The organism is Rhodobacteraceae bacterium D3-12 (assembly GCA_025916135.1).
Lineage (GTDB): Bacteria > Pseudomonadota > Alphaproteobacteria > Rhodobacterales > Rhodobacteraceae > JAKGBX01.
Window position 1 is genome coordinate 3,073,171 of sequence record CP104793.1, and the last position, 12,565, is coordinate 3,085,735.

Here is a 12,565-nt window from a genome sequence, read left to right on the forward strand (position 1 = left end):
GCGGGGTGGGTGGGCGGGAGCGCCGCAAAGCGCGTCCCGTCCTTCATTCTCAGAACGCGTCTTCGAATTTCTTGGCCAGATCTTCGATGTTGTCTGGCGGCCAGTCTTCGACGTCCATACCGAGATGCAGACCCATGCCCGAGAGCACTTCCTTGATCTCGTTGAGCGACTTGCGGCCGAAGTTCGGGGTGCGGAGCATCTCGGCTTCGGTTTTCTGGATCAGGTCGCCGATATAAACGATGTTGTCGTTCTTGAGGCAGTTTGCCGAACGAACAGACAGTTCCAACTCGTCCACTTTCTTGAGCAGCAGCGGGTTGAATTCGAGACCATCGTCTTCTTCCTGACGGCCAGCGGCTTCGGGCTCGTCGAAGTTGACGAAGATGCCGAGCTGGTCCTGAAGGATGCGCGCGGCGAAGGCCAGAGCATCGTCAGGGGTGATCGAACCGTCGGTGTCGATTTTCAAGGTCAGCTTGTCATAGTCGAGAACCTGCCCCTCACGCGTCGGCTGCACGTCATAGGAGACGCGTTTAACCGGCGAGTAGATCGCATCGATCGGCATCAGGCCGATGGGCGCGTCTTCGGGTTTGTTTTTCTCGGCGGCGACATAGCCTTTGCCGGTGTTAACCGTCAGTTCCATGTAGAGATCCGCGCCCTCATCGAGGTGGCAGATTACATGTTCGCGGTTGAGGATCTCGATGCCCGCGCTGTCGGCGATATCACCAGCAGTGACAACACCCGGCCCCTTGGCATTGACCGAAAGGCGCTTGGGCCCTTCGACTTCCATGCGCACGGAGACACCTTTGAGGTTCAAAACGATGTCGGTCACGTCTTCACGCACGCCGGCAACGCTGGAGAATTCGTGCAGCACGTTGTCGATTTGCACGCTTGTGATCGCGGCACCCTGTAGCGAGCTCATCAGAACCCGGCGCAGCGCGTTGCCCAGCGTGAGACCAAAGCCGCGCTCAAGCGGTTCGGCCACGATGGTTGCCTGACGAGTCGGGTCATTGCCCGGTTTCACGTCAAGCTGCGTGGGCTTGATCAGTTCCTGCCAATTCTTATGGATCATGCGTCCCTCCATTCTTGTCTTCGTCCCCATGTCCAAAGGACAAAGACGCCCGAGGTTTCTAAAAGCGCAAATGAGGCCCGCGAAAGTCTGCGGACCCCATCAATTCGTAAATACTTAGACCCGGCGGCGTTTCGGCGGGCGGCAGCCGTTGTGGGCCATCGGGGTCACATCACGGATCGAGGTGATGTTGAAACCAACAGCCGCCAGCGCGCGCAGCGCCGACTCACGGCCCGAACCGGGGCCCTGCACTTCGACTTCGAGCGTTTTCACGCCGTGTTCCTGCGCCTTGCGGCCCGCGTCTTCTGCGGCCATCTGAGCGGCGTAGGGTGTCGATTTCCGCGAGCCTTTGAAACCCATGGTGCCAGCCGACGACCAAGAGATCGCATTGCCTTGCACGTCCGAGATCAGGATCTTGGTGTTGTTGAACGAAGAGTTCACATGAGCAACGCCTGCGGCGATGTTCTTGGAGACCTTACGCTTGGTGCGTTTTGTATCGCGTGCCATTCTCTGAGCCCTCCCTTATTTCTTCTTGCCGGCAATGGCCTTTGCGGGGCCTTTGCGGGTGCGTGCGTTTGTGTGGGTCCGCTGACCGCGCACGGGAAGGTTCCGACGGTGACGCAGGCCGCGGTAGCAGCCAAGGTCCATCAGGCGTTTGATGTTCATCTGCACTTCGCGGCGCAGGTCACCTTCGACGTCGTAGTTGGCGTCGATGTGTTCGCGGATGGCGAGAACTTCGGCGTCCGAAAGCTCGTTCACACGACGGGTCGAATCGATGCTGACGGCTTCACAGATAGCTTTAGCCGAAGTATGGCCAATTCCGGTGATATAGGTAAGGGCGATCGGGACCGCTTGTGGGTCGGGATGTTTACGCCGGCAATACGTGCCACGTTGACTTTCCTTTCGTTGCGGTTCCGTAGCTCCGGAACCTTTTTCACAACGTAAGCCCGAGGCGATTTCCGCTTCGGGCCGCAGCTGAATTCGAGGTGATAGATCCGTCCGGGCGCGACCCGTAAGAATCATGTTCTCTTGCGAGATAGGGCTGGTTATGGGGATTTGATAGGGGCGTCAAGAGACAAGTCGCGCAAGCCCATCAGAACCCTGTGCCGCAGCCACGCCAACACAGGGGCGATTGAGGGCCGACGAGCGGCCTGTTTGCTCGGCATCCGTGCCTAGCTTGGATAATACATCATGCCATTGCCGCGTGTCACCGCGATGGTCAAAACCACCAGCAGCCCCAGCACGATGGCCGTCGGAGGCAGAGAGCCCTGCGCCGAGGCGCTTGCGCTCGCCGGGTCACTGCTTTGCATGCTTAGCAATCATCCCCCCGTGCAGCGGTAGAACAGGACCGGGGAGAGACCGCCGCTTGTCTGGTGGGCTTTGACGTTACCGTCACCTTGGGGGACGAGGATAAAGTCAGCCGTCCAACGGGTTGTCGCGCTGGCGCATTTGCTGGTGATCCTCAACTCGCGTCCCGCGGCCAGATCGGCGAGCACCGGGTTGGGAAAGTCACAGCCGAAGAAGTGGCTGTTGATGCCGCGATCCTGAAGGTAGATCACATCGCGTTCTTCGATCACCCCGTCATCCGCGCCACAAAGGCCAGGTTGAGAAAGGTAGAAGGTTTCAGCCGCAGCGCCAAGCGGAAGCGCCACCAGCAACAGGGCGCTTGCCAAGAGGGCGGCGGTGCGGCGCATCATGCGCCGCCGTCAAGAACGCCTGCAATCGCGGTTTGGACATCTGCGATGGCGCCCAGCCCGTCAACACCCTTGAGCTGTCCCTTGGCGTAGTAATAGCCAATCAGCGGCGAGGTCTTCTTGTAGTATTCCATCAAGCGGATCTTGAGGCTTTCGGCATTGTCATCGGCGCGGGCGGTGCCGCCGGCGGCGACGGCTTCCTTGGCGCGGTTGACGATACGGTCGACGAGGACCTCGTCATTGACCTGAAGCTCGATCACCACATCAAGGGTTTCGCCGCACTCTTTGAGGAGTTCGGCCAGAGCGTCGGCCTGTGCCAGCGTGCGGGGGAAGCCATCAAAGATGAAACCACCCTTCTTGTCACCTTCGAGCTTTTCACGGATCAGGCCGATCACGATCTCATCGGTGACGAGCTCTCCGCGGTCCATCACCTCTGCGACGCGCTTGCCCATTTCGGTGCCGCTGCTCTTGGCCTCGCGCAGCATGTCGCCTGTCGAGAGCTGGATCATGTCGCGCGTTGCAACGAGGTGTTGCGCTTGCGTGCCTTTACCGGCCCCGGGTGGTCCAAGCAGAATGATGTTCATCGGCGCACGGGTCCTTTCCGCTTGCGCCGCCGTCCTTTGCCGGACAGCTGCGACTTTTCAATCAAGCCTTCGTATTGATGCGCAAGCAGGTGGCTTTGCACTTGCTGGATCGTGTCCATTGTCACCGAGACCACAATCAGCACCGAGGTGCCGCCGAAGTAAAACGGGATGGAGAACTGGTTGCGCAGAATTTCCGGCAGCAGACAGACAGCGGCGAGATAGGCCGCGCCAAGCACGAGGATGCGGTTGACGACATACTCAAGATACTCGGCTGTTTTCTTGCCCGGACGGATGCCGGGAACAAAGCCGTTCTGGTTCTTGAGGTTGTCGGCCACATCATCGGGTTTGAAGCTGACGTTGAAGGTATAGAAATAGGCGAAGAACACGATCATCAGCACGAAGAACAGCAGATAGAGCGGCTGTCCCGGACCGAAATAGGCGAGGATCGTCGACATGATCGGGCCGGTTTGATTGCCCGAGAAAGTGCTGATCGTGACCGGCAGCAGCAACAGGGAGCTGGCGAAGATCGCCGGGATAACGCCCGCTGGGTTCACCTTGACCGGGAGGTGGGAGTTGCCACCGTCATAGACCTTCATACCGACCTGACGGCGCGGGTATTGAATGTGGATCTTCCTCAGCGCGCGTTCCATGAAGACCACGAAGGCAATCACCACGACCACCATCACGATCACACCGATGATAACAGCGGGGCTAATGATGCCGGAGCGGCCTTGACTAAAGAACTGGGCCATTGCGGCGGGCACTTCGGCGATGATGCCGACGAAGATGATGAGCGAGATACCGTTGCCGATGCCGCGTGCGGTGATTTGCTCGCCCAGCCACATCAGGAACATGGTGCCGCCCACGAGGGTAATCATGGTCGACGCAACAAAGAAGAAGCCCGGATCGGTGGCGAGATCGCCTGCCTCAAGGCTTTTGGCAAGGCCGTAGGATTGTAGCGTCGCCAGAAAGACAGTGCCGTAGCGCGTCCACTGGTTCATCTTCTTGCGGCCTTGTTCGCCCTCTTTTTTCATCTGTTCCAGCGCGGGGACCATGGAGGCCAACAGCTGAACGATGATCGAGGCCGAGATATAAGGCATGATCCCGAGGGCGAAGATGCCCATACGGCCAAGGGCGCCGCCGGTGAACATGGTCAGGATGCCACCGATCCCCTGCCCTGCGCCTTCCATGAAGTCGCGCAGCGCCTGACCATCAATCCCCGGAACGGGAATGAAGGTGCCAAGGCGATAGACGATCAGAAGGCCCAGCGTGAACAGGATGCGATTGCGCAGGTCGGTGGCTTTACCCAGGGCCGACCAGCTTGTGTTGGCGGCCATTTGTTCGGCGGCAGATGCCATGCGAGGTCTCTTTCATGCATGCGCCGCCAAGGTCGGTTTCCCGGCCCGGCGGCGCGTTTTTGGAAAACTGGAGGTTATGTAAGCCCGGGATCGCCCGGGAACAACCTCTTATTCAGCTGCTGTCGCAGCCGTTACCTTGAGCGAGCCGCCAGCTTTTTCCACGGCCTCGATGGCCGATTTGGATGCGCCGGTCACTTCGAGGGTCAATTTCGCAGAAATATCGCCCTTGGCGAGGACGCGAACACCGTCGAGTTTGCGGCGCACGAGGCCGGATTCGACCAGCACGTCTTCGGTGATGGCGTTTTTGGCGTCCAGTTTCTTCTCATCAACGAATTTCTGGATCAGACCAAGGTTGATGACGGCAAATTTCTTGCGGTTCGGCTTGTTGAAGCCACGCTTTGGCAGACGTTGGTAGAGCGGCATTTGGCCGCCTTCGTAGCCATTGATCGCCACACCCGAACGGGATTTCTGACCTTTGATACCACGGCCAGCGGTTTTACCCATGCCGGAGCCCGGACCACGGCCAACGCGCTTGCGTTTCTTGGTTGCGCCGTCGTTGTCGCGCAGTTCATTGAGTTTCATATCGCTTCTCCTATTGCCGGAAGTGACCCATGAAGCGAAGGGGCCAGACGCGGCGTTTCTTGGTTGGTTGATTCCGTGGCCCCGCAAGGCCACCGTGGGCGTATAGACGCTTGGGCTTAGTCTTGCAAGTGCGTGATGGCGCGTCACCCGCCGAGCGAGATCATTCCCACGACTTCCAGCCCGTTGACCACCGAATCCACCGCCACAGCGGCGAGGATCATGCCCATGACGCGGCTGATCACGTTAGAGCCCGTGCTGCCGATGACGCGTTTGACCTGTGAGGCAAGCAAGAGCAACACGAGGGTGATCATCAGGACCACCATCAAGAGCGCGCCTGTGACCATCTGATCGGGGATCGAATGGCTTTTGTTGTCAGTCAGGATCACCACGGCGAGCATCGCGCCGGGAGAGGCAATGGAAGGCATCGCCAGCGGAAACACTGCGCCTGACATGTGATCTTTCTCTGCGGCTTCGATTTCGCGGCTGGCTTTGGGGTCACCAAAGATCATGGTGAGCGCGAACAGGAAGAGAATGATGCCGCCTGCGATCTGGAACGAACCGAGGCGCAGGCCTATCGCTTCGATCACGATCTGCCCACCGATCAAGAACAGGAGCAACACAAAGGTCGCCACCACAACACCGCGAAAGGCGATCTTCCAATGCAGGTGATTTGGCACCCGCTGGGTTGCAAAATAGAACACAGGCAGCGTGCCGATCGGGTCGATGACCACGAACAACGTGATAAACTCTCTGAAGAGAGTGATGGGGTCGAGCTCTGGCATGTTGCGTTTCCGGGTGAGGCTGTTTTGTCATGGCATATTGCGGCGAAAGCCACAAACGAATGGTGGCGTTGTTCGATGAAACAGCGAGGGAATCTATGCACATAGTCAGTTTCTTGCCGATCACCTGCGCGTTTTGAGTGAGGGCCAAGGCCGGGCGTGCGCGGCTTGCCCCTTGCGCCAAATCACCATCCGGCGGAGACTTGGACGATGTTCCTGCGCTGCTTCCTCGCCCCTGCCCGTCTTGCGGTTGCCACTTTGGCGGTGCCCTCGCCACGCGAGGCGCTGGCGTTGGAGCAGTCGTTGGAGTGCCCGGTGATTGGCAGGGTGCCAATTCAACCGAGTGTCAGGGGAGCCGGATAAATGGCGCGCCCAGATACCCATGTTTACGTTCAATCCAGCAAGGTCTTTGTTGTCTTTCTTATGGTCGTGATCGCGATTGCGGCCTGTGCTGTGATTGCGCGTGCGATTGATCGCTTGGCGTTTGCGCCGTTTTACGAATGGGTGGGGTTGCTGCTCATTGGAGTGCTGCTGTTGCTCGGCGTTGAAAGGCTCTATCGCTACTATTTTTTACCGCAGATCAGCCTATTGGCCGAAAAGATGGTGGTGCGGCGGTTCTGGCTGCCCGCGATAACATGGGATTACGCCGATACAGCGCGGTGGGCGTTGGAGTACCAACCTTTGCAAAAGGACGCGCGCCGGCTTTTCGACAAGGAGCCACGGGTGATTGAATGGCTTGCGCGCACTGACAGAAACGGCGTGACGCGCCGGGTGGTATTGCCAAAGTTAGCGGGGGAGAACCGAGCCCTGTTAGAAGACTTGTCAGCCCGGAGCCAGTTGCCGGTGATGCAATAGAAAACGCCCCCGATCCTGCGATCGAGGGCGCTTTGAAAATCTCGCGTCGAACGGGGGTTAACCCGTCAACCGCTCAACCTTTTTCTTCGATGATCTCAACCATATGCGGGATCGAGTTGACCATGCCACGCACCGAAGGTGTATCTTCGAGTTCGCGGGTCTTGTGCATCTTGTTGAGGCCCAGACCGATCAGCGTTTGACGCTGTTTGGCGGGGCGGCGGATCGGCGAGCCGATCTGTTTTACAACGATGGTTTTAGCCATGAGTCTCGCTCCTTATGCGTCGGCGGCTTCGTCAGCCGCGGGGGCTTCGGATTTGCTGCCGAGAATGTCAGCGACTTTTTTGCCGCGACGTTGAGCCACCATGCGCGGGCTGCTTTCTTTTTGCAGGCCGTCAATCGTGGCGCGGATCATGTTGTAGGGGTTCTGCGAGCCGATCGACTTCGACACCACGTCCTTGATGCCGAGCATCTCGAACACGGCACGCATCGGACCACCGGCGATGATCCCGGTCCCTTCAGGGGCGGTCCGCATCACGACTTTACCGGCGCCGTGGCGGCCTTCCATGTCGTGGTGCAGGGTGCGGCCTTCGCGCAGCGGCACGCGGATCATTTGACGCTTGGCTTGCTCGGTGGCTTTACGAATGGCCTCGGGACCTCTTTCGCTTTACCTTTGCCAAAGCCGACGCGGCCCTTTTGGTCACCAACAACCACGAGAGCGGCGAAGCCAAAACGCTTACCACCTTTCACGGTTTTGCTGACGCGGTTGATCGCGACCAGACGGTCGGCAAATTCCGGTGTTTCTTCGCGACGTGGGCCACGGCCCCGGCGTTCATTACGTTGTTCTGCCATCAGGCAATCCTTTCAAGGGTGGCGCATAGAGCGGCGCCGATTGGTCCAATCGAAGTGAGCGGGAACGCTCCCCGATCATCGAGGCGGGAAACCCCGCCTTCGCGTTTTCATATTAGGGTGCGTGCAAGCACACACCCTTTGGTGTTTCGCCATGTGAGGTGCGCGCATGCACGCACCGCCACAGGGTTAAACTTTCAGCCCACCTTCACGCGCGGCGTCGGCGAGAGCCTTGACCTTGCCGTGAAACAGGAAGCCACCGCGGTCGAAATAGGCCTCTGCAACGCCCGCCTTTTTGGCGCGCTCTGCAATGGCCGTGCCGACCTTGGTTGCTGCTTCGACGTTGTTCTTGCCAACCACACCGAGGTCTTTCTCGAGCGAGGAGGCAGACGCGAGGGTTACACCCTGCACATCGTCGATCAGCTGGCAGCTGATGTTTTTGTTCGAACGGTGAACCGACAGGCGTACCTTGCCCGAATTCACCTTGCGAAGTTTGTTCCGGACGCGCAGGCGGCGCTTGAGGAACAGTGTCCGTTTGCTGTTTGCCATTTTGCTGGTCCTTACTTCTTCTTGCCTTCCTTGCGGAAGATATACTCGTCTTTGTACTTGATGCCTTTGCCTTTGTAGGGCTCGGGCTTGCGCCATTCGCGGATATTGGCCGCGACCTGGCCGACGAGTTGTGCGTCAGTGCCTTCAACGATGATCTGGGTCTGCTTAGGGCAGGTAACGGTCACGCCAGCAGGCACGTTGAAGTCAACATCATGGCTGAGGCCAAGGTTGAGCTTGAGCGTGTTGCCCTGAATTTGTGCCCGGTAACCAACGCCGTTGATTTCAAGTTCTTTCTTGAAACCTTCGGTGCAGCCTTGAACCATGTTTGCCACCATTGTGCGGCTCATGCCCCACTGTTGGCGGGCACGCTTGGATTTGCCACGGGGCGTGATTGTCACGGCATTTTCTTCTACCGCGAGGCTCACATCATCGGACGCAGTGAAAGACTGAGTGTCTTTCGGGCCCTTGATTTCGATGGTCTGGCCGGAGACAGCGGCGCTGACGCCCGACGGCAGATCGACTGGTTTCTTACCAATACGAGACATTGTCGCTCTCCTTAGAAGACGGTGCAGAGCACTTCGCCGCCAACATTGGCAGCCCGTGCGCTTGCGTCCGACATCACACCCTTGGATGTGCTGACAATCGACACACCGAGGCCCTGACGGACCGACGGAACATCCTTGACGCCCATGTAAACGCGACGGCCGGGTTTGGAGACCCGCTTGAGTTCGCGAATGACAGGGGTGCCATCAAAATATTTCAGGCTGATTTCGAGGGTCGGGTGACCGTCTGCATCAGAACCGGATTCGTAACCGCGGATGTAGCCTTCGTCGGCCAGCACATCCAGAACCCAAGCGCGAAGTTTCGACGCCGGAGTGGAAACGGTTGATTTACCACGCATCTGCGAGTTGCGGATACGGGTGAGCATATCGCCGATAGGATCGTTCATACTATCTCTCCCTTACCAGCTTGATTTGACCATGCCGGGGATCTGCCCCGACGAACCAAGCTCGCGCAATGCGATCCGGCTGATCTTGAGCTTACGGTAGTAAGCGTGCGGACGGCCGGTGAGCTGGCAACGATTGTGAAGGCGGGTTGCCGAGCTGTTGCGCGGCAGTTTCGCCAGCTTCAGGGAGGCGCGGAAGCGCTCTTCCATCGGCTTTTCCTGATCGTTGATAATTGCTTTGAGCTCGGCACGCTTGGCGGCGTATTTTTCCACCAGTTTTTGGCGTTTTGCTTCCCGAGCGACCATGGATTTCTTAGCCATTCTCTAATTCCTCCCGCGGATCAGCTGTTGAAGGGCATGTTGAAAGCTTTCAACAGGCTCTTGGCTTCCGCGTCGGTTTTCGCGGTGGTGGCGATCACGATGTCCATACCCCAGGGTTCGTCAACTTTATCAAAGTCGATTTCCGGGAAGACGATGTGCTCTTTGAGGCCCATGGCATAGTTGCCACGCCCATCGAAGCTTTTGCCGGACACGCCGCGGAAGTCGCGGACGCGGGGCATTGCGATGGTGATGAGCCGGTCGAGGAATTCATACATACGGTCGCCGCGCAGCGTGACCTTGGCGCCCATCGGCATGCCTTCGCGAACGCGGAAGCCGGCGATGGAGTTCTTGGCCACGGTCATCAGCGCCTTTTGACCAGCGATCAGCGTCAGATCCTCAACAGCCGATTTGGCTTTCTTGGAGTCTTTCACTGCTGCGCGGCCACAGCCGATGTTCAGCACGATTTTTTCAAGACGCGGGATCATCATGTCGTTGGCGTAGCTGAATTCTTCTTTCAGCTCGGCACGAATGGTGTCTTTGAACGCGGCCTTGAGACGCGGGGTATAGGTTGCAGCATCAAGCATCGATCACGTCCCCCGTGGTTTTGGCAAAACGCACTTTCTTGTCGCCTTCAACCTTGAAGCCAACGCGCGTCGGTTTGCCGTTCTTATCGAGAAGCGCCAGGTTGGACAGCGCGATCGGCATGGCCTTGGGCAGGCGGCCGCCTTGGCTTGTCTGGCTCTGACGGGTGTGACGGATGGCCATGTTGATGCCATCGACGATTGCTTTACCGGCAGTCGGGTTGATGGAAGAGATCGTACCTTCCTTGCCCTTGTCCTTGCCGGTCAGCACGACGACCTTGTCGCCTTTTTTGAGTTTCGCAGCCATATCACAGCACCTCCGGTGCGAGCGAAATGATCTTCATGAAGTTCTTCGACCGCAGCTCACGAACAACCGGCCCAAAGATACGGGTGCCGATCGGCTCGTTGTTGTTGTTGAGGATGACGGCGGCGTTGCGATCAAAACGGATCACGGTGCCGTCTTCACGGAACACTTCCTTGGCGGTGCGCACGACGACGGCTTTACGCACGTCACCTTTCTTCACGCGACCGCGTGGGATGGCTTCCTTCACGGATACTACGATAACGTCACCGACGCTTGCGTATTTCCGCTTGGAACCACCCAGAACCTTGATGCACTGAACTCGGCGAGCGCCGGAGTTGTCAGCAACATCCAGATTGGTCTGCATCTGGATCATGTGGTTTCTCCCGACCTATGGGGGGCCGATCCGTGGCCGTTTCCCCAGGGTTTCGTAAATGCCAAAAGGCTCTGGTGGCTTAGGCCTCCAGAACCTCCCAACGTTTCGTTTTCGACTTCGGTGCGCATTCGATGATGCGGACTTTGTCACCGACTTTGAAAACATTCTTTTCATCGTGCGCCCGGTATTTCTTGGACTTACGAATGGTTTTCTTCAGAACCGGGTGCGTGAAGCGGCGTTCGACCGACACGGTTACGGTTTGTGCGTTGGCGTCGCTGGTCACGGTGCCTGTGAGAATTCGCTTGGGCATCTGTCAGGCTCCCTTATTCAGCGGTTGTTGCCGCGTCAGCGGCTTTTTGGTTGAGAATGGTCAACACGCGCGCGGTGTCACGTTTGACGACACGCATACGTGCGGTGTTTTCCAGCGCGCCGGTGGCTTGCTGAAACCGCAGGTTGAAGCTCTCTTTTTTCAAGTTGGCCAGCTCTTCACGGAGCTGATCCGGCGTTTTATCACGCAGATCGTTAGCGTTCATGCCATATTTCCTTTTTCAACATCACTGGAGGGCCGCTTGTTGCGTGACCCTGATTCCAGTGGAGTCCATGGGTAGAAGACCGCCCTATAAGCGGGATTCGCAGGTGTGGCAACCCCTATTGGGGTTAAAAGCGGGTCGGCGCCTCAGGAATTCAAATAGCCAGCCATGAGAGAGACAAACGCCCCGACGTGAACCACCATGATGGCCCGGTCTTTCCACATGACGCCAACCGCGAACCAAAGGAAAATCCCGATGAAAAAGGCAAACACGTTCCACGGCACGATATTGAGCCCGGTCAGGCCATATCCGACGAGCTGAATGGCGGTGGCCACCCATTTTACGATATCGACAGTTTTCATGTGCGTCTTTCCTTGCAATGTCAGGCCGGATAGCATCAGTCGCGGTGCTAGGAAAGCTAATTAGAGAGAGACTATGGCCGATATTAAATCCCTCTTCGTGACCCGCCTGTATCATGCCCCCCTGTCCGAGCTTGGCAAACCGGTTGACGCAGGCGAGCTTGAAGCATCGTGCTGGGCCATTGCCGAGGATGACGAGGCCGGGCAGCAGTGGTGCGATGATAACGGCTATCCGGGGTATACGTCTTATGCGTCTTTGACCGACCTGCCCTGGCGGTTTCCGGTGTTTAAGGAGTTGAAGAAGTGCCTCGACAAGCATGTGAAGGCATTTGCCACACCTTGAGTTTGATCTGGACGGGCGCAAGCTGGTGCTGGAGGATTTGTGGATCAATGTCCTGCCGGAAGGCGGCACGCATTCGTCACATATCCACCCGCATTCCGTGATTTCCGGCACAACCTATGTCGCGATGCCTGATGGTGCTTCTGCGTTAAAGCTGGAGGACCCGCGGTCGGCGCGGATGATGGCCTCCCCTGCCCGTCTAAAGGACGCACGCGAAGAGTTGCGGACGTTTGTTTACGTGGCCCCGAAGGTGGGGGATGTGTTGCTGTGGGAAAGCTGGCTCAGGCATGAGGTGCCAATGAATGGCTCCGAAGACGAGCGAGTTTCAGTGAGTTTTAATTACAAATGGTCATGACATGACCATTTGAGCGCGGTGTAGCGATTTTCGAAGAAAATCTGCGGGCCGCGCACCGTTGCCGTTAAGCGATTAGGGCAGCGCCCGACCCGAGGTGGGCGTGAAGCGCCCGCCCATGGGGCGGGTCGGGCGCTGCCCGGCCTTGA

At 58.0% G+C, this 12,565-nt stretch carries 20 protein-coding genes and 3 pseudogenes; 2 read left to right on the forward strand and 21 right to left on the reverse strand.

The features are described from left to right. Nucleotides 1-49: 49 nt before the first annotated feature. The 9 genes and pseudogenes from N4R57_15220 to N4R57_15260 all read right to left on the reverse strand — a co-directional run bounded on the left by N4R57_15220 (nucleotide 50) and on the right by N4R57_15260 (nucleotide 6,063). Nucleotides 50-1,066, reverse strand: coding sequence for a DNA-directed RNA polymerase subunit alpha (locus N4R57_15220; protein UYV36356.1), 1,017 nt, complete (start codon nucleotides 1,064-1,066; stop codon nucleotides 50-52). A 114-nt stretch (nucleotides 1,067-1,180) separates the two neighbouring features. Next, nucleotides 1,181-1,570: a 30S ribosomal protein S11 gene (gene rpsK / locus N4R57_15225; protein UYV36357.1), complete on the reverse strand. Its 390-nt coding sequence runs from the start codon at nucleotides 1,568-1,570 to the stop codon at nucleotides 1,181-1,183. 15 nt (nucleotides 1,571-1,585) lie between these two features. After that, nucleotides 1,586-1,953: pseudogene (rpsM, locus tag N4R57_15230) on the reverse strand (30S ribosomal protein S13). Nucleotides 1,954-2,235: 282 nt separating this feature from the next. After that, entirely contained in the window at nucleotides 2,236-2,373 is a 138-nt protein-coding gene (locus N4R57_15235; GenBank protein UYV36358.1) for a hypothetical protein, read from the reverse strand. A 9-nt stretch (nucleotides 2,374-2,382) separates the two neighbouring features. Further along, a complete protein-coding gene (locus N4R57_15240; GenBank protein ID UYV36359.1) occupies nucleotides 2,383-2,760 on the reverse strand; it encodes a hypothetical protein in 378 nt (125 codons plus the stop codon). Further along, nucleotides 2,757-3,341 (reverse strand): adenylate kinase, encoded by a 585-nt coding sequence (locus N4R57_15245; protein UYV36360.1) that lies wholly within the window; start codon nucleotides 3,339-3,341, stop codon nucleotides 2,757-2,759. Before N4R57_15245 ends, N4R57_15240 begins: the two co-directional genes overlap by 4 nt. Continuing rightward, complete coding sequence (gene secY / locus N4R57_15250; GenBank protein UYV36361.1) at nucleotides 3,338-4,699, reverse strand: preprotein translocase subunit SecY; 1,362 nt, start codon at nucleotides 4,697-4,699, stop codon at nucleotides 3,338-3,340. Before secY ends, N4R57_15245 begins: the two co-directional genes overlap by 4 nt. A gap of 108 nt (nucleotides 4,700-4,807) precedes the next feature. Further along, a complete protein-coding gene (gene rplO, locus N4R57_15255; GenBank protein ID UYV36362.1) occupies nucleotides 4,808-5,281 on the reverse strand; it encodes a 50S ribosomal protein L15 in 474 nt (157 codons plus the stop codon). Nucleotides 5,282-5,424: 143 nt separating this feature from the next. Further along, nucleotides 5,425-6,063: a MarC family protein gene (locus N4R57_15260; protein UYV36363.1), complete on the reverse strand. Its 639-nt coding sequence runs from the start codon at nucleotides 6,061-6,063 to the stop codon at nucleotides 5,425-5,427. A 360-nt stretch (nucleotides 6,064-6,423) separates the two neighbouring features. Between N4R57_15260 and N4R57_15265 the strand changes: the two genes are divergently transcribed. Next, entirely contained in the window at nucleotides 6,424-6,915 is a 492-nt protein-coding gene (locus N4R57_15265; protein UYV36364.1) for a hypothetical protein, read from the forward strand. Between the two features lie 73 nt (nucleotides 6,916-6,988). Here N4R57_15265 and rpmD read toward each other — a convergent pair whose 3' ends face one another. The 12 genes and pseudogenes from rpmD to N4R57_15325 all read right to left on the reverse strand — a co-directional run bounded on the left by rpmD (nucleotide 6,989) and on the right by N4R57_15325 (nucleotide 11,727). Continuing rightward, nucleotides 6,989-7,177, reverse strand: coding sequence for a 50S ribosomal protein L30 (gene rpmD, locus N4R57_15270; protein UYV36365.1), 189 nt, complete (start codon nucleotides 7,175-7,177; stop codon nucleotides 6,989-6,991). Nucleotides 7,178-7,189: 12 nt separating this feature from the next. After that, nucleotides 7,190-7,764, reverse strand: a pseudogene (gene rpsE / locus N4R57_15275) (30S ribosomal protein S5). Between the two features lie 186 nt (nucleotides 7,765-7,950). Then, nucleotides 7,951-8,310: a 50S ribosomal protein L18 gene (gene rplR / locus N4R57_15280; GenBank protein ID UYV36366.1), complete on the reverse strand. Its 360-nt coding sequence runs from the start codon at nucleotides 8,308-8,310 to the stop codon at nucleotides 7,951-7,953. 11 nt (nucleotides 8,311-8,321) lie between these two features. Further along, the gene (rplF, locus tag N4R57_15285; GenBank protein ID UYV36367.1) at nucleotides 8,322-8,855 is read right to left on the reverse strand and encodes a 50S ribosomal protein L6; all 534 of its coding nucleotides are present in this window, start codon (nucleotides 8,853-8,855) and stop codon (nucleotides 8,322-8,324) included. Nucleotides 8,856-8,866: 11 nt separating this feature from the next. Continuing rightward, on the reverse strand, nucleotides 8,867-9,259 hold the full coding sequence (gene rpsH / locus N4R57_15290; protein ID UYV36368.1) for a 30S ribosomal protein S8: 393 nt from the start codon (nucleotides 9,257-9,259) through the stop codon (nucleotides 8,867-8,869). 12 nt (nucleotides 9,260-9,271) lie between these two features. After that, on the reverse strand, nucleotides 9,272-9,577 hold the full coding sequence (gene rpsN / locus N4R57_15295; GenBank protein UYV36369.1) for a 30S ribosomal protein S14: 306 nt from the start codon (nucleotides 9,575-9,577) through the stop codon (nucleotides 9,272-9,274). Between the two features lie 20 nt (nucleotides 9,578-9,597). Then, on the reverse strand, nucleotides 9,598-10,161 hold the full coding sequence (gene rplE / locus N4R57_15300; protein UYV36370.1) for a 50S ribosomal protein L5: 564 nt from the start codon (nucleotides 10,159-10,161) through the stop codon (nucleotides 9,598-9,600). Continuing rightward, on the reverse strand, nucleotides 10,154-10,465 hold the full coding sequence (gene rplX / locus N4R57_15305) for a 50S ribosomal protein L24 (protein UYV36371.1): 312 nt from the start codon (nucleotides 10,463-10,465) through the stop codon (nucleotides 10,154-10,156). Before rplX ends, rplE begins: the two co-directional genes overlap by 8 nt. Nucleotide 10,466: 1 nt before the next feature. Further along, a complete protein-coding gene (gene rplN, locus N4R57_15310; GenBank protein ID UYV36372.1) occupies nucleotides 10,467-10,835 on the reverse strand; it encodes a 50S ribosomal protein L14 in 369 nt (122 codons plus the stop codon). Between the two features lie 79 nt (nucleotides 10,836-10,914). Further along, the gene (rpsQ, locus tag N4R57_15315; GenBank protein UYV36373.1) at nucleotides 10,915-11,145 is read right to left on the reverse strand and encodes a 30S ribosomal protein S17; all 231 of its coding nucleotides are present in this window, start codon (nucleotides 11,143-11,145) and stop codon (nucleotides 10,915-10,917) included. 13 nt (nucleotides 11,146-11,158) lie between these two features. Further along, on the reverse strand, nucleotides 11,159-11,368 hold the full coding sequence (gene rpmC, locus N4R57_15320; protein ID UYV36374.1) for a 50S ribosomal protein L29: 210 nt from the start codon (nucleotides 11,366-11,368) through the stop codon (nucleotides 11,159-11,161). A 143-nt stretch (nucleotides 11,369-11,511) separates the two neighbouring features. Beyond that, complete coding sequence (locus N4R57_15325) at nucleotides 11,512-11,727, reverse strand: ubiquinone biosynthesis methyltransferase UbiE (protein ID UYV36375.1); 216 nt, start codon at nucleotides 11,725-11,727, stop codon at nucleotides 11,512-11,514. Nucleotides 11,728-11,800: 73 nt separating this feature from the next. Between N4R57_15325 and N4R57_15330 the strand changes: the two are divergent. Beyond that, a pseudogene (locus N4R57_15330) lies at nucleotides 11,801-12,419 on the forward strand (2OG-Fe(II) oxygenase family protein). Nucleotides 12,420-12,565: the final 146 nt, after the last annotated feature.

What these genes read in the sequence shown, in the direction of transcription:
- N4R57_15220 (UYV36356.1), bottom strand. Translation starts at nt 1,066, where the DNA reads ATGATCCATAAGAATTGGCAGGAACTGATCAAGCCCACGCAGCTTGAC.
- rpsK (UYV36357.1), bottom strand. Translation starts at nt 1,570, where the DNA reads ATGGCACGCGATACAAAACGCACCAAGCGTAAGGTCTCCAAGAACATC.
- N4R57_15235 (UYV36358.1), bottom strand. Translation starts at nt 2,373, where the DNA reads ATGCAAAGCAGTGACCCGGCGAGCGCAAGCGCCTCGGCGCAGGGCTCT.
- N4R57_15240 (UYV36359.1), bottom strand. Translation starts at nt 2,760, where the DNA reads ATGATGCGCCGCACCGCCGCCCTCTTGGCAAGCGCCCTGTTGCTGGTG.
- N4R57_15245 (UYV36360.1), bottom strand. Translation starts at nt 3,341, where the DNA reads ATGAACATCATTCTGCTTGGACCACCCGGGGCCGGTAAAGGCACGCAA.
- secY (UYV36361.1), bottom strand. Translation starts at nt 4,699, where the DNA reads ATGGCATCTGCCGCCGAACAAATGGCCGCCAACACAAGCTGGTCGGCC.
- rplO (UYV36362.1), bottom strand. Translation starts at nt 5,281, where the DNA reads ATGAAACTCAATGAACTGCGCGACAACGACGGCGCAACCAAGAAACGC.
- N4R57_15260 (UYV36363.1), bottom strand. Translation starts at nt 6,063, where the DNA reads ATGCCAGAGCTCGACCCCATCACTCTCTTCAGAGAGTTTATCACGTTG.
- N4R57_15265 (UYV36364.1), top strand. Translation starts at nt 6,424, where the DNA reads ATGGCGCGCCCAGATACCCATGTTTACGTTCAATCCAGCAAGGTCTTT.
- rpmD (UYV36365.1), bottom strand. Translation starts at nt 7,177, where the DNA reads ATGGCTAAAACCATCGTTGTAAAACAGATCGGCTCGCCGATCCGCCGC.
- rplR (UYV36366.1), bottom strand. Translation starts at nt 8,310, where the DNA reads ATGGCAAACAGCAAACGGACACTGTTCCTCAAGCGCCGCCTGCGCGTC.
- rplF (UYV36367.1), bottom strand. Translation starts at nt 8,855, where the DNA reads ATGTCTCGTATTGGTAAGAAACCAGTCGATCTGCCGTCGGGCGTCAGC.
- rpsH (UYV36368.1), bottom strand. Translation starts at nt 9,259, where the DNA reads ATGAACGATCCTATCGGCGATATGCTCACCCGTATCCGCAACTCGCAG.
- rpsN (UYV36369.1), bottom strand. Translation starts at nt 9,577, where the DNA reads ATGGCTAAGAAATCCATGGTCGCTCGGGAAGCAAAACGCCAAAAACTG.
- rplE (UYV36370.1), bottom strand. Translation starts at nt 10,161, where the DNA reads ATGCTTGATGCTGCAACCTATACCCCGCGTCTCAAGGCCGCGTTCAAA.
- rplX (UYV36371.1), bottom strand. Translation starts at nt 10,465, where the DNA reads ATGGCTGCGAAACTCAAAAAAGGCGACAAGGTCGTCGTGCTGACCGGC.
- rplN (UYV36372.1), bottom strand. Translation starts at nt 10,835, where the DNA reads ATGATCCAGATGCAGACCAATCTGGATGTTGCTGACAACTCCGGCGCT.
- rpsQ (UYV36373.1), bottom strand. Translation starts at nt 11,145, where the DNA reads ATGCCCAAGCGAATTCTCACAGGCACCGTGACCAGCGACGCCAACGCA.
- rpmC (UYV36374.1), bottom strand. Translation starts at nt 11,368, where the DNA reads ATGAACGCTAACGATCTGCGTGATAAAACGCCGGATCAGCTCCGTGAA.
- N4R57_15325 (UYV36375.1), bottom strand. Translation starts at nt 11,727, where the DNA reads ATGAAAACTGTCGATATCGTAAAATGGGTGGCCACCGCCATTCAGCTC.